The organism is Candidatus Enterococcus murrayae, from assembly GCF_017315985.1.
Classification (GTDB): domain Bacteria; phylum Bacillota; class Bacilli; order Lactobacillales; family Enterococcaceae; genus Enterococcus_A; species Enterococcus_A murrayae.
The window spans coordinates 1-22,477 of record NZ_JAFLVR010000083.1 but is presented as its reverse complement, the minus strand read 5'-3'; the positions used below and the strand labels follow the sequence as shown (position 1 = coordinate 22,477).

The 22,477-nt window shown below is 40.7% G+C and carries 20 protein-coding genes; 14 read left to right on the top strand and 6 right to left on the bottom strand.

What is annotated here, in order from left to right; all coding sequences use genetic code 11:
• Positions 1-26 precede the first annotated feature (26 nt).
• The 3 genes from rpoC to msrA all read left to right on the top strand — a co-directional run bounded on the left by rpoC (position 27) and on the right by msrA (position 5,740).
• The gene (gene rpoC, locus JZO85_RS22400; protein ID WP_207110738.1) at positions 27-3,680 is read left to right on the top strand and encodes a DNA-directed RNA polymerase subunit beta'; all 3,654 of its coding nucleotides are present in this window, start codon (positions 27-29) and stop codon (positions 3,678-3,680) included.
• A gap of 309 nt (positions 3,681-3,989) precedes the next feature.
• Complete coding sequence (locus JZO85_RS22395; RefSeq protein ID WP_207110737.1) at positions 3,990-5,090, top strand: LCP family protein; 1,101 nt, start codon at positions 3,990-3,992, stop codon at positions 5,088-5,090.
• Between the two features lie 125 nt (positions 5,091-5,215).
• The gene (gene msrA, locus JZO85_RS22390; protein WP_207110736.1) at positions 5,216-5,740 is read left to right on the top strand and encodes a peptide-methionine (S)-S-oxide reductase MsrA; all 525 of its coding nucleotides are present in this window, start codon (positions 5,216-5,218) and stop codon (positions 5,738-5,740) included.
• On the opposite strand, the gene JZO85_RS22385 is transcribed toward msrA, so the two are convergent.
• Positions 5,737-6,339: a prepilin peptidase gene (locus JZO85_RS22385; RefSeq protein ID WP_207110735.1), complete on the bottom strand. Its 603-nt coding sequence runs from the start codon at positions 6,337-6,339 to the stop codon at positions 5,737-5,739. The two genes, msrA and JZO85_RS22385, sit on opposite strands and share 4 nt — an antisense overlap.
• A 200-nt stretch (positions 6,340-6,539) precedes the next feature.
• Here JZO85_RS22385 and JZO85_RS22380 point away from each other — a divergent pair, with 200 nt between their 5' ends.
• Complete coding sequence (locus JZO85_RS22380) at positions 6,540-7,007, top strand: Dps family protein (RefSeq protein ID WP_207110734.1); 468 nt, start codon at positions 6,540-6,542, stop codon at positions 7,005-7,007.
• A gap of 52 nt (positions 7,008-7,059) precedes the next feature.
• Here the strand turns inward: JZO85_RS22380 and JZO85_RS22375 are convergent, their stop codons facing one another.
• From JZO85_RS22375 to JZO85_RS22365, 3 genes are all read right to left on the bottom strand, one after another.
• On the bottom strand, positions 7,060-7,800 hold the full coding sequence (locus JZO85_RS22375; protein ID WP_242550500.1) for a transposase: 741 nt from the start codon (positions 7,798-7,800) through the stop codon (positions 7,060-7,062).
• Positions 7,760-9,289 (bottom strand): DUF1538 domain-containing protein, encoded by a 1,530-nt coding sequence (locus JZO85_RS22370; RefSeq protein WP_207110733.1) that lies wholly within the window; start codon positions 9,287-9,289, stop codon positions 7,760-7,762. Before JZO85_RS22370 ends, JZO85_RS22375 begins: the two co-directional genes overlap by 41 nt.
• Positions 9,290-9,378: 89 nt before the next feature.
• A complete protein-coding gene (locus JZO85_RS22365) occupies positions 9,379-10,128 on the bottom strand; it encodes a MurR/RpiR family transcriptional regulator (protein ID WP_207110732.1) in 750 nt (249 codons plus the stop codon).
• A 147-nt stretch (positions 10,129-10,275) separates the two neighbouring features.
• On the opposite strand from JZO85_RS22365, the gene pfkB reads away from it, so the two are divergent.
• The 4 genes from pfkB to lacD are packed head-to-tail and all read left to right on the top strand — an operon-like array spanning position 10,276 to position 14,093.
• Positions 10,276-11,226, top strand: a complete 951-nt coding sequence (gene pfkB / locus JZO85_RS22360) for a 1-phosphofructokinase (RefSeq protein WP_207110731.1) — start codon at positions 10,276-10,278, stop codon at positions 11,224-11,226.
• On the top strand, positions 11,208-12,650 hold the full coding sequence (locus JZO85_RS22355; protein WP_207110730.1) for a PTS fructose transporter subunit IIC: 1,443 nt from the start codon (positions 11,208-11,210) through the stop codon (positions 12,648-12,650). The genes pfkB and JZO85_RS22355 overlap by 19 nt, the downstream gene beginning before the upstream one ends.
• 13 nt (positions 12,651-12,663) lie before the next feature.
• Complete coding sequence (locus tag JZO85_RS22350; protein WP_207110729.1) at positions 12,664-13,122, top strand: fructose PTS transporter subunit IIA; 459 nt, start codon at positions 12,664-12,666, stop codon at positions 13,120-13,122.
• Positions 13,119-14,093 carry a tagatose-bisphosphate aldolase gene (gene lacD / locus JZO85_RS22345; RefSeq protein ID WP_207110728.1) on the top strand — a complete coding sequence of 325 codons (975 nt, stop codon included), beginning with the start codon at positions 13,119-13,121 and terminating at the stop codon, positions 14,091-14,093. The genes JZO85_RS22350 and lacD overlap by 4 nt, the downstream gene beginning before the upstream one ends.
• Before the next feature lie 56 nt (positions 14,094-14,149).
• On the opposite strand, the gene argH is transcribed toward lacD, so the two are convergent.
• Together argH and JZO85_RS22335 are read right to left on the bottom strand one after the other, a co-directional pair.
• On the bottom strand, positions 14,150-15,520 hold the full coding sequence (gene argH / locus JZO85_RS22340) for an argininosuccinate lyase (protein WP_207110727.1): 1,371 nt from the start codon (positions 15,518-15,520) through the stop codon (positions 14,150-14,152).
• A gap of 315 nt (positions 15,521-15,835) precedes the next feature.
• Positions 15,836-17,044, bottom strand: coding sequence for an argininosuccinate synthase (locus JZO85_RS22335; RefSeq protein ID WP_207110726.1), 1,209 nt, complete (start codon positions 17,042-17,044; stop codon positions 15,836-15,838).
• 351 nt (positions 17,045-17,395) lie between these two features.
• On the opposite strand from JZO85_RS22335, the gene rplM reads away from it, so the two are divergent.
• The 6 genes from rplM to JZO85_RS22305 all read left to right on the top strand — a co-directional run bounded on the left by rplM (position 17,396) and on the right by JZO85_RS22305 (position 22,431).
• Positions 17,396-17,824, top strand: a complete 429-nt coding sequence (rplM, locus tag JZO85_RS22330) for a 50S ribosomal protein L13 (RefSeq protein WP_347401821.1) — start codon at positions 17,396-17,398, stop codon at positions 17,822-17,824.
• A 15-nt stretch (positions 17,825-17,839) separates the two neighbouring features.
• Positions 17,840-18,232, top strand: a complete 393-nt coding sequence (gene rpsI / locus JZO85_RS22325; protein ID WP_207110724.1) for a 30S ribosomal protein S9 — start codon at positions 17,840-17,842, stop codon at positions 18,230-18,232.
• 277 nt (positions 18,233-18,509) lie between these two features.
• A complete protein-coding gene (locus JZO85_RS22320) occupies positions 18,510-20,450 on the top strand; it encodes a hypothetical protein (protein ID WP_207110723.1) in 1,941 nt (646 codons plus the stop codon).
• 299 nt (positions 20,451-20,749) lie between these two features.
• Positions 20,750-20,965 carry a hypothetical protein gene (locus JZO85_RS22315; RefSeq protein WP_207110722.1) on the top strand — a complete coding sequence of 72 codons (216 nt, stop codon included), beginning with the start codon at positions 20,750-20,752 and terminating at the stop codon, positions 20,963-20,965.
• Positions 20,958-21,566 carry a Fic/DOC family protein gene (locus tag JZO85_RS22310; RefSeq protein ID WP_207110721.1) on the top strand — a complete coding sequence of 203 codons (609 nt, stop codon included), beginning with the start codon at positions 20,958-20,960 and terminating at the stop codon, positions 21,564-21,566. The genes JZO85_RS22315 and JZO85_RS22310 overlap by 8 nt, the downstream gene beginning before the upstream one ends.
• A gap of 454 nt (positions 21,567-22,020) precedes the next feature.
• A complete protein-coding gene (locus JZO85_RS22305) occupies positions 22,021-22,431 on the top strand; it encodes a DUF3916 domain-containing protein (RefSeq protein ID WP_207110720.1) in 411 nt (136 codons plus the stop codon).
• The last annotated feature ends 46 nt before the right edge of the window (positions 22,432-22,477 follow it).

Sequence of the window (22,477 nt, the reverse complement as noted above, 5' to 3'; positions counted from 1 at the left end):
ATAAAATGAAATGGAGGGAAACCCTTTTGATCGATGTAAATAAATTCGAAAGTATGCAAATAGGTTTGGCTTCTCCTGAAAAAATCAGAAGCTGGTCATACGGTGAAGTAAAAAAACCGGAAACCATTAACTACCGTACATTGAAACCTGAGCGCGAAGGGTTATTTGATGAAAGAATTTTTGGGCCAACCAAAGACTGGGAATGTGCCTGTGGAAAATACAAAAGAATCCGTTATAAGGGAATCGTCTGCGACCGTTGTGGTGTTGAAGTCACACGTTCAAAAGTTCGTCGTGAACGGATGGGCCATATCGAATTAGCAGCCCCTGTAACACATATCTGGTATTTCAAAGGAATTCCTTCTCGGATGGGTCTTGTATTAGACATGAGCCCACGTGCGTTGGAAGAAATCATCTACTTTGCATCTTATGTCGTAATCGATCCAGGTAATACAAGCCTAGAGAAAAAACAATTATTGACTGAACGTGAATACCGTGAAAAACGGGATCAATACGGTCAAGAATTTCATGCGGCAATGGGTGCGGAAGCCATCAAGCAATTATTAGATCAAGTTGATCTAGATGGTGAGTCAGCAGAATTAAAAGAAGAGTTGAAAACTGCTCAAGGACAAAAACGTACACGAGCAATTCGTCGCTTAGACGTCTTAGAAGCATTCCGTTCTTCTGGCAATTTGCCAGGCTGGATGGTTATGGATGTTATTCCTGTCATCCCGCCAGATCTACGACCAATGGTCCAATTAGAAGGTGGTCGTTTTGCGACTTCTGACTTGAACGACCTGTACCGTCGTGTAATCAACCGTAACAACCGTTTGAAACGTTTGTTAGACTTGAATGCACCAAATATCATCGTGCAAAACGAAAAACGGATGCTGCAAGAAGCGGTGGATGCGTTGATCGATAATGGTCGTCGCGGCCGTCCAGTAACTGGACCAGGTAACCGGCCATTGAAATCTTTATCTCACATGTTGAAAGGGAAACAAGGTCGTTTCCGTCAAAACTTGCTGGGTAAACGTGTTGACTACTCTGCCCGTTCCGTTATCGTTGTTGGACCTTTCTTGAAGATGTATCAATGTGGTCTGCCAAAAGAAATGGCGATCGAATTGTTTAAGCCTTTCGTGATGAAAGAATTGGTTCAACGTGAAATCGCATCAAATATCAAGAATGCGAAACGTAAAATCGAACGTCAAGAAGACGTTGTATGGGACGTTCTAGAAGAAGTTATCAGAGAACATCCAGTTTTACTTAACCGGGCACCTACGCTTCACAGATTAGGTATCCAAGCATTTGAACCGATCTTAGTTGAAGGTCGTGCGATCCGTCTTCACCCGCTAGTATGTGAAGCCTACAATGCCGACTTCGATGGGGACCAAATGGCCGTCCATCTACCACTAGGAGAAGAAGCACAAGCGGAAGCTCGTATGCTGATGCTAGCTGCAACCCACATCTTGAACCCTAAAGATGGTAAGCCAGTTGTTACGCCATCTCAAGATATGGTCCTAGGTAACTATTACCTAACAATGGAAGAAGAAGGCCGTGAAGGTGAAGGAATGATCTTCCGTGATATGAATGAAGCTGTTTTAGCATGGCGCAACGGCTATGTTCATTTACATTCACGTGTGGCTGTTGACCCTAATACATTAGGTGACAAACCATTTACAGAAGAACAAAAAGAACGCATGCTGATCACGACTGTTGGGAAAATTATTTTCAACGAGATCATGCCGCAAGAGTTCCCTTACTTGAACGAACCAACTGATTTCAACTTAACACAATATACACCTGACAAATACTTTGTTGAAAAAGGTGCAGATATTCCTGCAGCGATCAAAGAACAAGAAATTATCTTGCCATTTAAGAAGAAAAATCTTGGAAATATCATCGCTGAAGTCTTCAAACGTTTCAAGGTCACTGATACCTCAATGATGCTTGACCGTATGAAAGACTTAGGTTACAAACACTCGACACATGCTGGTATGACTGTTGGTATCGCAGATATCATGGCTTTAGCAGAAAAACAAGAAATCATCGATAACGCCCACAAACAAGTCGGCACGATCACGAAGCAGTTCCGTCGTGGTTTGATTACGGATGATGAACGTTATGAACGTGTTATCGCTGTTTGGAACGCAGCTAAGGATAATATTCAACAACGTCTGATTGAATCAATGGATGCGAAGAACCCAATCTTCATGATGTCCGATTCTGGAGCCCGTGGTAACATCTCCAACTTTACTCAGCTTGCTGGTATGCGTGGATTGATGGCCGCTCCGAATGGACAAATCATGGAATTGCCGATCATCTCTAACTTCCGTGAAGGTCTGTCTGTCTTGGAAATGTTTATCTCTACTCACGGGGCTCGTAAAGGGATGACCGATACTGCCTTGAAAACAGCCGATTCAGGTTACCTTACCCGTCGTTTGGTTGACGTTGCCCAAGATGTTATTGTACGTGAAGAAGATTGTGGAACTGACCGCGGTCTGGAAATCTCTGCGATCCGTGAAGGTAATGAAATCATCGAATCATTGGAAGAACGCCTTGTTGGACGTTATACACAAAAATCAGTCATGCATCCTGAAACGGGTGAAGTTCTTTTACCTGCTGATGCATTAATCAGTGAAGCAGATGCTAAACGCCTTATCGATGCCGGCGTTGAAAAACTAACGATCCGCTCAGTCTTCACATGTAATACGAAACATGGTGTATGTAAACATTGTTACGGCCGCAACTTGGCGACTGGCGACGATGTTGAAGTTGGTGAAGCAGTTGGTACCATTGCCGCTCAATCAATCGGTGAACCAGGTACTCAGTTAACCATGCGTACATTCCATACTGGCGGGGTTGCCGGAGATGATATCACACAAGGTCTTCCTCGTGTCCAAGAAATCTTCGAAGCACGTAATCCTAAAGGTTTGGCTGTTATCACTGAAGTTACCGGTGAAGTGGTCGAGATCGCTGAAGATGCTGCTACACGTACGAAAGAAGTTACTGTCAAAGGTGAAACGGATACTCGTACCTATACAGTGCCTTACACGGCTCGTATGAAAGTCGTTGAAGGTGACTTGGTCCATCGTGGAGCTCAATTAACAGAAGGTTCCATCGATCCTAAGCACTTATTGCAGGTGCGCGATGTAATTTCTGTTGAAACCTACTTGCTGCGTGAAGTTCAACGCGTTTACCGGATGCAAGGGGTAGAAATCGGCGATAAGCATATTGAAGTAATGGTTCGTCAAATGTTGCGTAAAGTCCGCGTTATGGATCCAGGCGACACAGAAATCTTGCCAGGTACACTGCTTGATATCGCTGACTTCAAAGACCAAAACTACAATACATTGGTTGCTGGCGGAACGCCTGCGACATCTCGTCCAGTCTTGCTTGGTATTACAAAAGCATCATTGGAAACAAACAGCTTCTTATCTGCCGCATCATTCCAAGAAACGACTCGTGTCTTGACCGATGCTGCGATCCGCGGTAAGAAAGATCCATTACTTGGATTGAAGGAAAATGTTATCATCGGTAAGATCATTCCTGCTGGTACAGGGATGGCTACCTACCGTAACATGGAACCAAAAGAAGTTGTCGTTGCCAGCGAAAATGTCTACAGTATCTCTGATATTGAAGCGCAGATGGCTGCCGAAGACGCTTTGAACAATTCATTGAATTAGTTTGTAACAGCTTTACGAACTCGTCCTGCTTTGCCATTTCCACTCCGCTTTTTAAGAGGGGTTGGGAATGGTGTGTAGGCGAAATGAAAATGGTTTCCTAAAGCTGGAGATAGTAAGACCGCAAGATTCAAAAGAATCTTGTGGTCTTTTTATTTTCGCGCTATTATAAGAAGGTATTTGGAAAATGACAGCGGTCACTTTTATCAGATATTAAATTTCGTTTAGAGCATAAAGGTAAGGCTATATTCAGCGGCCGTTTTATGAGAAAATATCGGAAACTATATAGAGGCAAGATTTTTGAGGTGCTGCATGAGCAAAACAAAGAAGATCATCTTGATTGTCGTAGGGATCATTGTACTAATCGTTGGAGCTGCTACAGCTTATCTATTAAAAGTAAATAATGATGTGGATCAGGCAATCACTAAAATGACTAAGAGAGTCAATTATAAAAGGCAACGTACAGATACGGTAGATTTGAAAAGCGGAGAGCCTTTTTCTATTCTATTAATGGGGACAGATACTGGTGATAAAGGGCGAACCTACCAAGGACGTTCAGATTCTATGATGCTGGTCACCATCAATCCTGAGAAGAAGCAAACGCTAATGACTAGCTTGGATCGAGATATCTATACCCAAATCGTCGGATATAAGGGTGATGAGAATAATTATGTTGCCAAAGGCGATACCTATCACGATAAATTAAATGCAGCCTATTCGCTGGGCGGCACTAAAATGGCCATCGAGACTGTTCAAGAAATGATGGATATCCCTGTTGATCATTATATCGAGATCAATATGAAAGGGTTGAAAGCATTAGTTGATGCAGTTGGAGGGATCGAAGTCGATAATAAGATCGATTTTACTTTAGATGGTGTGCATGTGAAAAAGGGCAAACAAACCTTGGATGGCCGGCATGCATTGGAATATGTGCGTATGCGACATGAGGATCCGAAGGGTGATGTGGGGCGGCAAGCGCGGCAACGGGAAATTTTATCCAAGATCGTTCATAAAATGCTTTCAGTAAACTCCGTTACAAAATATAAAAAATACCTGCATGCGGTAGAAGATTATGTTCGAACGGATCTAAGCTGGAGTGAGATGCTGACGGTCGCCAAAGATTATACACCAGCGGCAGAAAACATCAAACAGACGCAGGTCGAGGGTCAGGGCGAGATGATCAATGACATTTATTTTCAAATTTTGGGATGGAATAACTTATTGGAAGAACAAAATATTGTCAAAAAGCAGCTCGGCTTACCTACAAAGAAAAAATTGCCGAATCTAGATGAGGATGACGACAATCAATTATTCTTTGATGACAGTGATGTTGATAAAATCAGTGCAGGAACCCATTATGATTATACTGGGTATGGGAAAATAATTTACCCAATCGATACCGACAATTATTAGAAATAGCCAATAAACCAAAAGAGAGTGTGCCCGTTTTTGCGGCACACTCTCTTTTTGGTTGCTGAGCAGATTCGTTTCAATTTTTCTTTAAATGTTTATGATGGAATCAAAAGGGGGATTTTCTCATGACAGAAGAAAAAGCAATTTTTGCTGGTGGCTGTTTTTGGTGTATGGTGAAGCCTTTCGATCAAATGCCGGGTATTAAGAAAGTTGTTTCCGGTTATACAGGTGGGCAGGTGCCCAACCCAACATACGAAGAAGTTTGCAGCGGAACAACAGGCCATACTGAAGCTGTGGAGATTACCTTTGATCCAGCAGTAATCTCTTATCGACAATTAGTAGAAATTTATTGGCAGCAAACCGATCCGACAGATGCATTTGGCCAATTTGCGGATCGCGGCGACTCTTATCGGCCGGTGATTTTTTATTCTTCACTGGAACAAAAAGCAGCAGCGGAGGCATCGAAGGAACAACTGCAGGCCAGTGGACGGTTCAACGATCCGATTGTTACATCGATTGAACCGGCACAGGCATTTTATCCTGCAGAGGACTATCATCAAGATTTTTATCGCAAAAATCCTGAGCACTATGCTGCTTACAGCGAAGGCTCCGGCCGGCGTGGCTTCATACGTCAAAATTGGGAGGCTTAATGGTTTTTTAACAGCAAAATGAAAAGACCGATAAATAAAAAGGGTACAAAAGGAAGCCGCTCAGGTATTTTTTGTCGAAAAGCTTGATAACCGAAAAAGCTTAAACCGCTGAGAGAAGCAATGAATAAGAGCTGCAGCAGCTCATAGCCAGATAAAAAGCAGCTCCATAGCCCAATGACCCACAAATCTCCTAAACCTAAGCTGTTTGGGAGAATTTTTTGACTAAGATAAAATAGTCCGCAAATAATCAGCGGATTGGTCCAATAAATTTGAAAAAGAAAGCATCCGCTGATCAGTAAAATCAATCCTGTTGCCCAGAAGATCCGCATTTCCACTATCAGCTGATCCCAATCAATCACGGCTAAAACAAGCGCGCTTAACAGCCAAAATAGACGCCAAAGATGGAGCCACTGGAAATCTCGCAAAAAGATTAAAAAGAGCATACCGCAAAATAATTCTAACCAAAAACTGCGAGTGGAAAACTTTTGCTGGCAGTGGGTACAGCGGAACCTTTGACAGAGAGCGGAAAGTAAAGGAATCATTTCGCTCGGTTGAAGCTTATGCCTGCAATGGTCACAATGTGATGGGGGATAAAGCAAGGATTCGTTTCAAGGGATACGGGAACAAACGACGGCTAAAAAAGATCCGATGACTGTGCCAAAAATAAAATGTATGATCGTTCTCACCTCCCTTTTTCAATAAGATACGAAAAAAAAGCCCTTTTCCAGCATTTTCTTTGTGCTTTTGCCATAATTGTATTATGCTTTTAGTGGAGTAAATAATTAGGAGGTATGTAGGAATGAAATTTGAAAAAACAAAAGAAGTATTGAATCAACTAGTTGCAGACTTGAGTCAAATGTCCATGGTCATTCACCAAACACATTGGTATATGCGCGGCCCTGGTTTCTTGACATTACACCCAATGATGGATGATTTCATGGATGACGTGAACGATCAATTGGACGAAATTTCAGAACGCTTAATTACATTAGACGGTTCTCCTTATTCAACATTGCGTGAAATGGCTGACCAAACAAAAATCCCAGATGAAGTAGGACGTTGGGATCGTACAATGGAAGAACGCTTAGCGACGCTTGTTGATGGCTACCGCTATTTAGCAGACCTTTACCAAAAAGGGATCGAAGTAACTGGCGAAGAAGGCGATGATCCAACTCAAGATATCTTCATCGAATTCAAAACAGCGACTGAAAAACGTATTTGGATGATCCAAGCACATTTAGGAAAAGCACCTGAAATTGATGCTTAATTAAACTAAAAAGAGGTTCCCATCTTTATTGATGAGAACCTCTTTTTTCATACTACTGTTGAGTTATATCCGTATTTAAGCCAATAACGCCGTCTACTGGGACAGAAATCAAGATGCCTTGAGCTTCGCTAAGCAAACCACATTGCTCACCGATGGCCTTCATAATGGCCATTTTCTTGTCTTGCTCCACTAAGATATAAACCATTTCTTTTTCCGGTTGAATACTGATGCCCCATTTTTTCATGGTTTCTTGGGAATCAAGGCGGCGCGCGTGTACGACAGTTCCGCCCGCTGCACCAGCTCCAGTGGCAGCAGTCATGACCTCTTCACTGAATCCTTGGTTGATGGTTACCATCAGTAAACTGTATTTCGCATCTTGAATCATCTGCTTTTCCTCTCTTTCCATATGCTTTTGGATTTTATCGTGCATTTCTGAATCTAGAATTTTCATGACATAGCTGCTTGCTCCCGAGATGGGAATAGTAAATGCACAGCCTCTGTTTGGTTTATGAAGGCAGAGACCTTCGCCAAGAGCATCGAATAAAGCAGGCACACATTTTTTTAATACAGGACAAATGAAAAGAGCTTTTTCTGATGTTCCCAAGCCTAAATAATCCATTACTTCATTGGATGCCGTTCCTTCACCGATACATAAATATTGGACAGGCGTATTTTGAGCATCAAATATTGCGTGAGCTTTCTTCTTATCTTTATGGTCTACGATCAGTATTAACATTCGAACTGCCGGTTTATTATGCATCTTCTTCAGCGTCCTCCCATTCTTCGATTTCATTAAGTTCCTCTATCGTCAAATCTGCCTCTTGATCAGATTGACTTTCTTGCCATTTATAGATGATTCCCATGATTTGAATTGCAATCAATGGGGTTAATGCGACAAGCGCTACGACACCAAAAGCATCTGCCATGATATTTCCATCTAAGGCTTCGCTGACCCCGATACAAAGCGGAAGTAAAAAGGTACTGGTCATAGGGCCGCTGGCAACACCGCCGGAGTCAAAGGCGATACCGATGAATATCTTAGGGACGAATCTGGAAAGCAGCAAAGCGATAAGGTAGCCGGGAATGATAATCCAATAGATACTGACGCCAGTGATGGAGCGCATCATAGCTAAGCCGACACTGACTGACACGCCGATAGAAAGACACAAATTCATGGCAGCAGCTGAAATCGATCCGCCGGTGACGTTCTCGACTTGGTGATTCAAAACCTGAATAGCGGGCTCTGCTTTTACAATAAAATAGCCGATCAACATCCCAATCGGAATTAACAGCCACTTGAATTTACTAGCGGCTAGTTCGCCGCCAAGCAGGCTGCCTACCGGGGCAAACCCAATGCTTACACCCGTTAAAAAGAGTACAAGGCCGATATATGTATAAATCAGACCAACGATCATACGAATATATTGTCTGTGGTGGTAACGTCGACTGATAAGCTGAAAAATAAAAAATAGAATGGCTATCGGCAGCATGGAAATGAAGACCTCTTTAGCGAAATGAGGCAGCTCCAACATGAATTCGCGCATTACATCTTGAGTAGTACTTACATTAAGAAATTCCGTCGGTGTGTAAGCAGCATCTGTTGGTTGAAAGAAGATACCTAGTAATAATACAGCTAAAATGGGGCCGATACTGGAGATTGCTACTAAACCAAAGCTGTCGTCTGAAGCATTTTTATCGCTTCGAACGGAGGCTAACCCGACCCCTAAGGCCAAAATGAACGGTACAGTAATCGGTCCAGTGGTTGCTCCGCCTGAATCGAATGCTACAGGTACGAAATCATTCGGTGTTAAAAAGGAAAGCAGGATTACAACAGCGTACAGTACGGTCAGTATGAGCGATAAATTGATTTTGAACAAAATTCGCAGGACCGCGATCGTTAGACAAATACCGACCCCGATAGCGACTGTCCAAATTAATAAATTACTTGGTATAGCGGGCATTTGATCTGCTAATACTTGCAGATCAGGCTCTGCGATCGTAATGACCGCGCCAATTATAAAAACACTGAAGGCAAGGATGGCTATTTTTTTACTTTTGGAGAGTTGAATCCCCATTCCTTCACCTAGAGGGGTCATGGACATCTCAGCGCCTAACTGAAAGAATCCCATCCCGATAATCAGCATCACAGCCCCCATTAAGAACATCGCAAATGTTCCTATTTCCATCGGTACTAAAAAGACACTAACAACTAAAACGGTAATTGTGATCGGCAGAACGGCCGACAAGGATTCTGAAATATTCTCTTTTAGTTTTTGATTCATCGATTCACTCCTTTTTTTGTCATCTACAGAAGGACTATGGCTCTACAGCTAAATTCGGTGTTTTCCTTCTCTTAAACACCCGGGTTGTTTCAACTATCGGTAACGCGTAAAGCATAAGAATCAAGCAAGATCCGCGCAATAATTTGTAACGGTAGTCGTGATCGAACCTCGTAATCGGGGAAATAGGAGCCTTCAGATTTGAACCCGACCAAAGCAATCTCGCTATAATTCATCAGGCTGGAAGTGTTATTTGCAGTTAACAGGATTGACCCTATCTCTGCATCATAACAGTTTTTGGCGGCTACGACGAGTTCTTTCGTCTCACCATTCAGTGAAATGAAGATAACGATGTCTTGTTTAGTCAGCTTGCGACTGATATTTTTAATGATTTCCGGATCGGTATGCATCTGACAATTTTTACCCGTTAATTGGAACTTCACCATCATTTCCTGTCCAATCATTTCTGAAAAGCCGCGAGCAAAAATAAATACCCGTTCCGCGAATTTGATCTTTTGAATCGCATCTTCGATATTGCCGATTTCCATCATGTTAATCGTTCGAACGACTTCCTGCTCATTTTTTAGAATGGCTCGCCGAATGCCCTTATCAACCTTATCTAATGAAGAGAAATTGATATTCTTATTTTCCTGCTCTTTTAAATGATGCTTAAATGCGGTGAAGCCCTCGTAGCCTTTCTTTTTCATTGTGCGAACGATCGTAGCCGTTGAAACATTTGCCTGCTCACTAAGCTTTACGATGGAGTAATTAGGCACTTCATGAATGTGCTTCTCAATAAAGTCCCAAAGGTATTGCTCGGTATCGCTCAATTTATGATCCATTGCTTCATTACCCTTCTTTCAACTTAACACTAGTTAAAAAGTATCATGATTCGTAAAAAAATGTAAAGCTTTTCAGTAAAAGTGATCAAACGTGAAAACCTTTTCGGTGCCGCTTGTCCCATAATAGGGTCAAGGAGGTCATCACTCATGTCTATCTACACATGCACTATGAACCTAGCGATTGATCTATTTATCGAAACGGACACAATGAATCCTTTTACTGTAAATCGAACGAAGGATGATGATATCCAAGCAAACGGAAAAGGTGTGAATGTGTCACTCGTACTAAAAATGTTAGGAGTCAACACCACTGCATTAGGATTTCGTGCAGGGTTTACAGGGAACTATATAGAAGATTATTTACAGGAAAAAGCCATCTGCACTGATTTTATTGAAGTTCCCGGCATGACCCGCATCAATGTGTTTACTCAAGTCAATCAAACAGGGGAGGAATACAAGCTAGTAAATCAAGGTCCAGAAATACCGGCTGAAAAGGTCCAAGCATTTTTGGATCAGATCAGAAATTTGCAGGCGAAGGATTATCTCTGTATCTCAGGAAGCCTGCCGCGAGGTGTGGAACCTGCGATTTTAGTTGAGATCAGCCGAATCTGCAAAGAGCGGGGGATTAACTTGATTATCGACAGCAGCTATCAAGAAGTCATGGATTGTTTATCTTATCAACCGTTTCTGCTAAAGCCTAACGAGGAAGAATTGGCATCTTGGTTTGGACAGGTAATTGACACAGAGGAAGCGTATTTGTTTTATGGGCAGCAATTGTTAGAGGCGGGCGCACAAAATGTGCTGTTGTCGCTTGGTGGAAAGGGAGCAATTCTTTTCACGCAGGATAGAGTTCTACGAGGAAATTCGCCAAAAGGAAAGGTAGTCAATACGGCTTGTGCGGGAGATACGCTATTAGGAACCTTTTTAGCCGGTCATTTTGCCAATCAGCCGCTGGAGGAAACATTACGCAAAAGCTTAGCGGCGGGAAGCTCCACGGCTTTTCGCAAGGGGCTGACCGATTTTTTGGATGTTGAGGAATTAAGTAAGCAAATTGAAATCAAAGAAGAGAGGGTAAAAACATGGGAAATTATCAATTAATCGCAGCAACAGGTTGTCCGACAGGGATTGCACACACATATATGGCTCAAGAAGCATTAGAACAGGCCGCTAAGAAAAAAGGCGTCACGATCAAAGTCGAAACCCATGGGCAAATCGGGATCGAAAATGAACTGACCGCTGAAGAAATCAAAAACGCGGAAGCAGTTATCATTGCGGCGGACAAGGACGTTCACCCTGAACGATTCGCGGGAAAACGCATCATTGATGTTTCTGTCAGCACCGGGATCAAGGATGCGGAGCGTTTGATCGAGGATGCCTTGGCTGGAAAAGGGTCAATAGCTGCCGAAAATCATGCGGTGGATGCATTAGAGCAGGAAACAGGAAGTCATACTAGTTTTGGCCGCAGCATTTATAAGAATCTGATGAATGGTGTCTCTCACATGCTGCCTTTCGTAGTGGCCGGCGGAGTCCTGATCGCGATCTCATTTGCGGTTTGGGGAATTTATTCATTTGACCCGGATAACGCACAGTACAATTCTACGGCGGCGATGTTAAAAGCAGTTGGAGATGCGGCGATGGGGATGATGGTTCCGGTCCTGGCAGCTTATATCGCTGAAGGAATCGCGAAACGCCCTGGTTTAGTTGTTGGTTTTGTCGGCGGGATCGTTGCAATGAATGGCGGTACAGGGTTTTTAGGCGGAATTTTGGCTGGTTTCTTGGCCGGGTACTTCATTTTATTCTTGCAAAAAATCTTGGAAGTCTTACCTAAACAGCTGGATGGCTTAAAAGCGATTTTCTTGTATCCGGTCATTGGTGTGGCGGTTATTGGGATCGTGATGTCTTTATTGGCTGGTCCAATGAAAGCTGTGAATGAAGGCATGATGAGCTTTTTAGCGGGCTTTGAAAATTCAAATCCTTTGGTTCTTGGTGTAATTGTTGGCTGTATGTGTGCTTTTGATATGGGAGGGCCAATCAATAAGGCGGCTTATGTAACAGGGACAGCATTGTTAGCGCAAGGAAATACCACCTTTATGGCTGGTGTCTCAGCAGCATGTATCGCACCGCCGTTGATTACAGGATTTGCGACGCTGTTCTTTGGAAAATATTTCGATACGAATGACCGTAATGCTGGATTGGTCAATTTCATTTTAGGCTCCACACATATTACTGAAGGCGCGATCCCGTTTGCGGCCAAAGATCCGATTCGGGTACTGCCAACGATGATGCTGGGTTCATCGATCGCTGCTGTTTTAACTTATATGTTTGGTGTTCAGGTGCCGGCACCCCATGGCGGGTTCTTAGTTTTACCTGTTGTAACAGGGAAGATCCAATGGGTTCTTTCCATTCTGATCGGCTCAATTGTGGGCGGCGTGATTTTAGGCTTTATCCAAAAGAGCAGTGTGGCTGCGAAAGAAAAGAAAGCGAAGGCCGAACAAGCAGAAAAATCGGCACTTACGGAATAGAGAGGGAGCTGGAATGGGAATTATTCAAGAAGAGAAAATCTTTCTAAATCAATCATTGGCTACTCAAAAGGACGTTTTTGATTTCTTAGCTGAACAAGCTAAAAAGTTAGCCATTTCTACGGAGGAAAATCAGGTTTATCAAAAGCTGGTGGAACGGGAAAATGAAGGAACCACAGGAATGATGGACGGTTTTGCGATTCCTCATGCAAAGGACCAATCGATCAGTCAACCAAGCATTATCATCGTTACGCTGGAGCACGGAATCGAATGGAACAGCTTAGACGGTCAGTTGATTGACTTTGTCATTGCTTTGTTTATACCAGATTCAGAAGCTGGAACGACCCATTTGAAATTATTATCCGCGGTCGCACGGCTGCTGATGCGAAATGAAGTGACCGAACAATTAAAAGCAGCTCAATCGAAAACAGAAATCGCAACATTATTAAATGAAAAAATAGGTGAGAATGAATGAAGACAATCAGTGCAGGGAAAAAGAACTACTTAGATCAGCTTACTAATAAAGAAGGGATAATCGGTGCTTTAGCGATTGATCAGCGCGGCGCCTTGAAGAAAATGATCGGCAAATACAAAGAAGCGACCACAGAAGATGTGATCAAATTCAAAGAGCTGGTTTCTCAGCAATTGACGCCTTACGCTTCCGCGATTTTGTTGGACCCGGAGTTTGGTTTGCCAGCTGCAGATGTTCGTGAGAAGAATTGCGGTCTGTTATTAGCCTATGAAAAGACTGGTTATGATGCGACAACCCCAGGACGTTTGCCTGATGTACTAACTGTTTGGTCAGTGAAACGGCTAAAAGAAGCTGGTGCCGATGCTTGCAAATTCCTACTATATTATGATGTTGATGAGCCGGAAGAAATCAATGAACAAAAACGGGCCTACATGGAACGGATCGGTTCAGAATGTACAGCAGAAGATATTCCCTTTTTCTTGGAGATTGTTTCCTATGATGCGGCGATTACAGACACGGCCTCATTAAATTATGCAAAGGTGAAGCCGCGAAAAGTCATTGAAGCGATGCGTGAATTTTCGAAGGAACGCTATCAGGTCGATGTCTTGAAGGTAGAAGTGCCTGTTAATATGAACTTTGTCGAAGGATATGGGCAAGAGGCATGCTATAGTCAATCAGAAGCCGCGACGTATTTCAAAGAGCAGTCGGATGCAACCGCTCTGCCGTTCATCTTCTTGAGTGCCGGTGTCAGCGCTGAATTGTTCCAAGAAACATTACGCTTTGCGAAGCAGTCCGGTTCCACCTTTAATGGTGTGTTATGCGGTCGGGCAACTTGGGCCAATGGAGTAGAGTCCTTTGTAAAAGAGGGGGAAGAGCAGGCAGCCGCTTGGTTATCTGATGAAGGAAAACGCAACATTGAAGAATTAAATGCGGTATTAAAAGAAACCGCCACCTCTGTTTATACCAACGCATAAGAAAACCGACTATCCGTATTGGGTAGTCGGGTTTCTTCATTATTAATATAGAAGAGTTACAGCTCGGCTTTTGCCAGCTGAATTTGCTTTTTGACTTGATCAAAGCCGGTACCGCCTAATGAATGGCGGCGAGTGACCGCAGTTTTAGAAGACAGCGTATCATAGATGTCCTCTTCGATCACAGAATTCATCGCTTGATATTCGTCTAGCGGCACATCCTGCAGATAGATGCCCTTTTGGGTGCAGGCTAGTACTAGTTTACCGACGATTTCGTGGGCTTGGCGGAATGGAATCCCTTTTGCTGCCAAATAATCAGCCAGCTCAGTAGCGTTAGAAAAGTCTTTCTCAGTAGCATCGTGCATGATTTTGGTATTGACCTTCATGGTATCGATCATGCCGGCCATGATGTCCAAGCTGGTTGCTACGGTGTGAACAGTATCAAACATGCCTTCCTTGTCTTCTTGCAAATCTTTGTTGTAAGCCAGCGGCAACCCTTTTATGACGGTTAATAAGCCAATCAAATCGCCAAAAACACGTCCGGATTTTCCACGGATCAATTCTGCCATGTCGGGGTTTTTCTTTTGCGGCATGATCGAGCTGCCGGTAGAAAAAGTATCTGTTAATTCAACAAACTTAAATTCATGGCTGCACCATAAAATAATTTCTTCGCAGAAACGAGAAAGGTGCATCATCAAGATTGAGCTGTCGCTTAAAAATTCAAGGATGAAATCACGATCACTCACACCGTCAAGACTGTTCATATAAAGATCGGCAAAGCCTAACTCATCCGCAGTCATCTGACGATCAATCGGGAAGGTCGTTCCTGCCAAAGCAGCACAGCCAAGAGGCGAAAGATCCACACGCTTCATACTTTCCTCCAAGCGGGCCTGATCACGCGTCAGCATGCCATAATAAGCCATTAAATGATGGCCAAAGGAAATCGGCTGTGCATGCTGCAGATGGGTGTATCCAGGCATGATCGTTTCAACATGTTCTTCGGCCTTGTTCACTAAGACCACGCGGAAATGGTTCACCTTCTCGATGATTTCAAGCAAGTGTTCCTTCAAGTATAAATGCATATCCGTCGCGACCTGGTCATTTCGACTGCGGGCAGTGTGGAGCTTGCCCGCCACAGGTCCGATTTCGTCGTGAAGCATTTTTTCTAAGTTTAAGTGGATGTCTTCATTTTCAATCGTAAAGGTTAAGTCATTATTGGCTGCTTTTTTTGCCAGAATAGTGAGACCAGCGGTGATTTGCTGCGCCTCTTCTTTTGTAATGATGCCTGTTTCACCAAGCATTTTGACATGCGCTAAGCTGCCGGTGATATCTTGTGTCGCAAGTTGCTGGTCAAACGGAATCGAGGCACCGAATGCATCGATCCATGCTTCGTTCTTTCCATCAAATCGCCCACCCCATAATTTTGCCATTGTTTTATCCTCACTTTTATCTATTGATTTTAGCAAAAAAGACCGTCGCAACGGTCTTTTTATGTCTAGCTTATTGAACTAGCTCTTTGAAGCAACAAGCGAAAATTTTTGTTCAAGAGCTGAACGAGTTCGAAAAGCTTTTAACATAGGGAGGAGGCATCTTTTCAGATACCTCAGGATGAAAACATTGCTGGTTTCCTTATTTCCTGACCGGAAAAGAAACTCTCCTAAGAGCAATGGCAAGATGTGAAACCGGACGGCCTTATTTACCGGCAAGTAAAAGCCGCCTCACATCTGGTACATCTTGCAATTTCGTTAAACTGTTGTTTGCTTACTTTCAGCTTGGATTTCAGCATGTACCTTGGTCGGCAAGCCCCATAGTTTAATGAAGCCGATCGCTGCATCTTGATCAAAGGTATCCGCAGATGTATACGTCGCTAGATTTTCGTTGTATAAGCTGTTGTCAGATTTACGTCCTTCAACAATCACGTTGCCTTTGAATAGTTTCACACGCAATACGCCGTTTACGACTTCTTGTGATTGCTTCAAGAATGCGATCAAGGCATCCATTGTAGGGTTGAACCATAGACCGTCATAGATCATTTGGCATAATTGCTGTTCAATGACTGGTTTGAAATGGGCCATCTCACGAACGAAGGTTAGATCTTCCAATTCCTTATGCGCCTTCATCAACACTTCCGCACCTGGACATTCGTAAACTTCACGAGATTTGATACCTACCAGACGGTTTTCGATATGGTCGATTCTGCCGATGCCGTGAACGCCGGCAATCGTATTTAATTTCATAATCAATGTAGCCAAAGACAATTCCTCGCCGTCTAAAGCAGTCGGTACACCTTTTTCAAAAGTGATCTCAACGATCGTCGGCTTATCTGGCGTTTCTTCTAATTCAGCAGTGATAGCATAAGCCCCCGCTGGCGGAGTTGCCCAAGGATCTTCCAATACGCCGCATTCGCAGGCACGGCCCCATAAATTTTGGTCGATCGAATAAGGATTGTCCAAATCTGCTGGGATCGGCACGCCTTTTTCAGCTGCGTAGTTGATTTCTTCCTCACGCGACCATTTCCATTCACGTACCGGTGCAATGATCTTCAAGTTTGGATCAAGTGCGGCGATAGAAACTTCAAAACGAACCTGATCGTTTCCTTTTCCGGTACAACCATGGGCGATGGTAGTCGCTCCTGTTTGATGAGCCAGTTCGACCAATTTTTTCGAAATCAATGGACGAGATAAAGCTGATACCAACGGATAAGAATTTTCATAGTAAGTATTGCCCTGCAATGCAACCAAAACGAAATCCTGTGAAAATTCTTCACGCGCATCGATGGCATACGATTCAATTGCGCCAACCTGTAACGCCTTATTCTTAATAAATTCAGTGTCGCGGCCTTCGCCAATGTCTAAACAGCAGGCAATCACGTCGTAGCCTTCATCGACGAGCCATTTGATTGAGACGGAAGTATCTAAACCACCTGAGTATGCTAAAATCACTTTTTCTTTCATCCTGATTGCTCCCTTATCACTTTTTCATTAAATTCTAATTAATGTGTTGAAGCAATATTAGCACCATAAAATACAAAAAGCAAGCACTTTTTAAATATTTATGCAAAATATTTTTGGTTATTCGTTTCTTTATTCATTTTAGGCTGTATATTGAATAGGAATATGTATAGTAGAAGAGAAAGAGGAAAATGAAAATATTTTGCGTTTTCAAAGAGAAAAACATTGACATGGCAAGGCTTTGCAAGTATTATGGTAAATGGTATTGTTTGCCCCACAAGAGCCCCGGAAACTCAAGTGTTTGTCAAACATTCGAAATCGAAATTGGAGGAAAAAAACGTGCGTACAACATATATGGCTAAGCCAGGCGAAGTAGAACGTAAATGGTACGTAGTAGACGCAACTGATGTTCCTTTAGGACGTCTTTCAACAGTTGTTGCATCTGTACTACGCGGAAAAAATAAACCAACATTCACACCACATATTGACACTGGTGATTTTGTAATCGTAATTAATGCAGATAAAATCAAATTAACAGGTAAAAAGGCAACTGACAAGATTTACTACCGTCACTCAAACTTCCCTGGTGGATTGAAATCAATCTCAGCAGGCGAAATGCGTGAAAAAAATTCTCGTCGCTTAATCGAAACTTCTGTTAAAGGTATGCTGCCTAAGAACACTCTAGGTCGCGCTCAAGGCATGAAACTTCACGTTTACGGTGGAGCAGAACATCCACATGCAGCACAACAACCAGAAGTCTTAGACATCACAAACTTAATTTAATAGGAGGGAAATTCATTGGCACAAGTTCAATATAGCGGCACAGGCCGTCGTAAAAATGCAGTTGCTCGCGTACGTTTAGTACCAGGAACTGGTAAAATTACTGTAAATAAAAAAGACGTTGAAGAATATATCCCGCATGCTGACCTACGTTTAGTAATCAACCAACCATTTGGCGTTACTGAAACAGCTGGTTCATACGATGTATTCGTAAACGTAAACGGTGGGGGTTACGCAGGTCAAGCCGGCGCTATCCGTCACGGTATCTCACGTGCTTTATTAGAAGTAGATCCTGATTTCCGTACACCTTTAAAACGCGCTGGATTACTTACTCGTGATTCACGTATGGTTGAACGTAAAAAACCAGGTCTTAAGAAAGCTCGTAAAGCTTCACAGTTCTCAAAACGTTAATATATTTTATATATCGACATTTCAGACACTTTCCAATTTTTGGAGAGTGTCTTTTTTTTTGAGAGAATAGGTACGAAAAAAGTACGAGTTTTACGATTAGTTGTTCTTAATACCCAGAATATTTTCTGTAATAACGTTCTTTACAGATTTGCGATTCGTAATTTAATTTAGCTTCTCTAGCTTTATTAAGGTGTTTCTCGAGTGTATCATAGGTTGAAAGGTCGATTACATTTGGTGTATTCACTTCGAAATATTTAAAAATATAAGGAGGATAAAAATGTATAATATCAAAAGAGGGGAAATAAACATTTATAAGTATGAAGGATCAGTAGATTCAAAAAAAGTACTTCCTAAGTTAAAAGAAGAATATCTAAAGCATGAATTAGCATATTTTTGTGACATTTTAAAAATATCCGGATTAGTTGCAGAATGGGAAATACATTCTAATAAGAGAAAGATATTTTCTGAATTATCTAAATTTGTAATTGAGCAGGAAAATTCAGAAGACAATATCGCAGTTTGGAAAAAATTTGAAGCAAAAGTTATTCAAGTGAATAAGCTTGTAGAGAATTTTTGTAGAATTCGAGATAATTATTTTGAAGTTAATCGGACTAAACATGAAATAACTGGAAATTTAGTAGTTATAGCAGCTGAAGATTTAATGAATAAACTATCAAATCCTATTAGTTTAGAAGTTGAACTTACTAATTCAGAAGATACAATTGAAAACAGGTTAAATACTTATGATGGATTTATAAAAATTGTATCTAATGTTGTTAAATTCTTCTTACGCAAGGAGAAAGAATTCAAGTTAACAAATATTATTTATTCTGATAGTGATATATATACCGCACGATCTCATTTTGAGTTAAATGGTGAATGGGATGAAATAATGGACGTAGTTGAATATTTTAGGTTTTCAGATATAACTATTAAAATGGAAAATGAAATGTTTTATGTTGACTATATTGACGAAAAGTTCAATCAATCGGTTTTAATATCAAATTTTAGAGAGAAGGGATATATAGGAAGTCTAACTGATACACTAATTCAAAAATTTAAAGTACAAGGAATCGAATTCCAAACAATAGATGAAAAATTAGAACGAGTATCTGAAGAACAGGTAGAAAGAATTTTTGGTGTAGAAGATCTCAGCATGTTTATGTTAGAAGTTTCTTTAGCGAAATGGTTAAAAGCACATGCATTCATAAGGATGGAAGCTAAAAAGAAACTGAAGAAGAATTCAAGTGTTAATAATCTGAAAAGCAAGTGTGTAGTAAAACATAGAAAAAATTGGGAGAGAGCATTGAGAAATTATGAGGGTAGTATAACTAAAGAGGAGGCAGAAATAATAATTAATGTATTCACTTTTAATATGAATTCGAAAGATCTAGGTGATAGTCCTCTAATTCCTTTTGAAAACGATTTCCTTGGTCTGATTCCTAGCGTCAATTTTAAAATATTGCCTGAAGTTGCTATAGTTTCTTTATTTGCTTCAAAAGATGTACAAATAAATTTAAAGGGGACTGCTTTTGAAAAAAGATTACAAAAAAGACTACGTGATAGTGGGATAGATTCTATTAATATCGAAGCGCATCCTGTACAGAACTCAACAAAGATGAATTTCGAAACAGATTTAGTTTTTATATTGGATAAAACATTGTTCATTTTAGAATGTAAATCTATTTTACCCCCATATACCGTAAAAGATCATGCAAAAACGAATGCTAAAATTGTTAGTGAAATACAGAAATTTAAAAAGAATGCTGACTTTTTTGAAAAACAAATTCCTGAAATAAAAAAAAGACTACAAATAGAAACTAAAGTTAATGAAGTTATAAAATTGTTCGTGACTTCTTCAACTTTAGGAGCAGCCGGATATTATGATGGGATCTATTTAATTGATGAAGCCGCATTGAATGCTTTTCTTCTAAGGAATCCTCCGTTAATCAGAGATACTGACATGGTGATTTATATGAAAAGTAGTCATGAAGAGTATGAAGCTGAGATAGACGCTACGAAATTTAAAAAATTTCTGGCAAACCCACCTTCAATAAAAGAGATGAAGAAAACTTTGAAGAAAAAAGATCGAATGATACAAAATATCAAAATATCTGGTTATGAGAAAGTTGAACAACAAAGATTTTTGAATATGATCCCAAATGATTTTACTGAACAAGAAAGAAAAGATTTTGTTATGAACATGTTAGAGCATTAAAAATACCCAATATTGTGTTTCTAAACATAGAACTAACCTTCTAGATTTTAGTATCAGTAGTTTCAAATGCTTACTAGAAAGTTTATAAATAAGTTATTACAATTATACTTAAATTACTGATAGTAATAAAAATTAACAACTAATGAAATCACTTTTGGAGAAATGTTTTGATTACAAAATATTTACTTGTAGGATTTGCCTTTTTAACTTTTCTATACATTAAGTTTAACCGTACAGAAAAAGTCTAAAAACATGATATAATGTACTTCATTAAGCATACTAAAAGGAGTTGGTAAAGTATGTCTGATTACAAATATTCAGTAAAAAATACAACTAAAATCGAACGTGAAAAGCTTCGGAATGTTGCTTTGAGCTATTCAACTTTAGATGCTGCTGAACCTTCGGAAGATGCGATGAAATTGGTTGAGGAGTATGTAGCAGGGAATATCGAAATTGCTGATGCTCTAGAAACCGTTATTGAAAAATATCGTTCTTTGGGTTTGCAAAATGTATGATCCTTATTTAATTCCAAATACTGATGTTTTACAAAATAGACTTAATATATCAGATAAAGAGTTACTTGAAAAAGCCGAAGCGGATATTACTTATTTCAAATTGTTAGATATTGATGCTTGGTTTGAAAATAAGCCGCTTAATTATGAAACATTTCTTGCTGTTCATAAATACATTTTTGGCGATCTTTATGAATGGGCAGGAGCAATCAGAACAATACCTATTTACAAAGAAGAGGCAGTTTTAGGTGGCGTGTCTTTAAACTATGGAGCTGTTTCATCAATTCAACTTCAAATTGAGACGATCATCAATGAATTAAATCAAGTAGGATGGTCTGAGATTAGTGTGGAAGATATGATTCCGTTGTTCTCAGATTTGATTGCTCGCTTATGGCTAATCCATCCGTTTAGAGAAGGAAATACTCGAACGGTGATGCGGTTTGCCGGTTTATTTGCAAATGCTAAAGGGTTTCCTTTGAATTCAAAATTTTTGAGAGATCATGCGAGCTATGTAAGAAAGTCATTGGTTTTATATTGTGTTGAAGAAGCACCTGAAAAGGAATATTTCTTAAATATAATGAGGGACGCAATCAACGATTTTTAGGCGAGAGTGTACCGTTATATTATTTATGTAGTCACGTTCTGGTTTGCAGTTAGTATTTGGGTACGATTTTAGGTACGAATACCATAAAATTAGTTAAAATCCGTTGAAATAGCACTTTTATAAAAAGTGGGATAAACCGTGCTGTTAAAACGAATTGAAATTAATATCGTTATTTATACGCGGAACCAGGTCTTAAGAAAGCTCGTAAAGCTTCACAGTTTAGTAAATGTTAATATATCCTTATATATCAACATTTCAGGCACTTTCCAATTTTTGGAAGGTGTCTTTTTGGTTGTTTAATATTCAATAACCACGATTTATAGTGACCTGCTATACTCAACATAAGATAATAGGTAGAGTTTACATAAGGAGAACGATATGAGTAGAAAGAAACAGCGTGGTCAGGTGCGTAAACTAAGAATGCTGCTTAGGCATATTGATGGCTTCGCGCCATTTGCTGAAGAATAGTAGGTATGAGCATTTTCATGTACCAAGTGATCCGTTTATTGAGAGTGAAAGAACCAAAGGAAAAATAAAAACAGAATTTTGCAGAGCATGGATAAGTACCACAGAAAGATTTATTCTTCAAAAGCCGGATGATCTACCTTTTTGTAAGGTTGTAGCGTTTATTGCTGTTCCTCATTATTGGAGTTCACAAATTATTGTTTTTTATGACGAAGATTACTATAGAAGCTTTTGGGAAAGAACAGGTCCAGAGCAGTTTTGGACAAAGATAGATTCAGAGTATTCATTTTGCAAGGAGCATACTATTAAAACTTCAATGAGTGAGATTTGTTATCGTGAAAAGCTTGTTGATGACGAAATAGTTGAAGGTGATTTATGGTTTTATGGAGAGCTGAGCTAAGCGCTAGCGAGAAAAAAGCTACTTTCCAGAGAGTGTAATATTAACT

Bases quoted from the DNA above. Each gene is read 5' to 3' on its own strand.
- JZO85_RS22375 (WP_242550500.1), bottom strand. From the start codon at position 7,800: ATGAAATCGAAGAATGGGAGGACGCTGAAGAAGATGCATAATAAACCG.
- pfkB (WP_207110731.1), top strand. From the start codon at position 10,276: ATGTCTATCTACACATGCACTATGAACCTAGCGATTGATCTATTTATC.
- argH (WP_207110727.1), bottom strand. From the start codon at position 15,520: ATGGCAAAATTATGGGGTGGGCGATTTGATGGAAAGAACGAAGCATGG.
- JZO85_RS22335 (WP_207110726.1), bottom strand. From the start codon at position 17,044: ATGAAAGAAAAAGTGATTTTAGCATACTCAGGTGGTTTAGATACTTCC.
- JZO85_RS22310 (WP_207110721.1), top strand. From the start codon at position 20,958: ATGTATGATCCTTATTTAATTCCAAATACTGATGTTTTACAAAATAGA.
- rplM (WP_347401821.1), top strand. From the start codon at position 17,396: ATGGCTAAGCCAGGCGAAGTAGAACGTAAATGGTACGTAGTAGACGCA.
- JZO85_RS22350 (WP_207110729.1), top strand. From the start codon at position 12,664: ATGGGAATTATTCAAGAAGAGAAAATCTTTCTAAATCAATCATTGGCT.
- JZO85_RS22355 (WP_207110730.1), top strand. From the start codon at position 11,208: ATGGGAAATTATCAATTAATCGCAGCAACAGGTTGTCCGACAGGGATT.
- msrA (WP_207110736.1), top strand. From the start codon at position 5,216: ATGACAGAAGAAAAAGCAATTTTTGCTGGTGGCTGTTTTTGGTGTATG.
- JZO85_RS22315 (WP_207110722.1), top strand. From the start codon at position 20,750: ATGTCTGATTACAAATATTCAGTAAAAAATACAACTAAAATCGAACGT.
- JZO85_RS22380 (WP_207110734.1), top strand. From the start codon at position 6,540: ATGAAATTTGAAAAAACAAAAGAAGTATTGAATCAACTAGTTGCAGAC.
- JZO85_RS22365 (WP_207110732.1), bottom strand. From the start codon at position 10,128: ATGGATCATAAATTGAGCGATACCGAGCAATACCTTTGGGACTTTATT.
- lacD (WP_207110728.1), top strand. From the start codon at position 13,119: ATGAAGACAATCAGTGCAGGGAAAAAGAACTACTTAGATCAGCTTACT.
- JZO85_RS22395 (WP_207110737.1), top strand. From the start codon at position 3,990: ATGAGCAAAACAAAGAAGATCATCTTGATTGTCGTAGGGATCATTGTA.
- JZO85_RS22370 (WP_207110733.1), bottom strand. From the start codon at position 9,289: ATGAATCAAAAACTAAAAGAGAATATTTCAGAATCCTTGTCGGCCGTT.
- JZO85_RS22320 (WP_207110723.1), top strand. From the start codon at position 18,510: ATGTATAATATCAAAAGAGGGGAAATAAACATTTATAAGTATGAAGGA.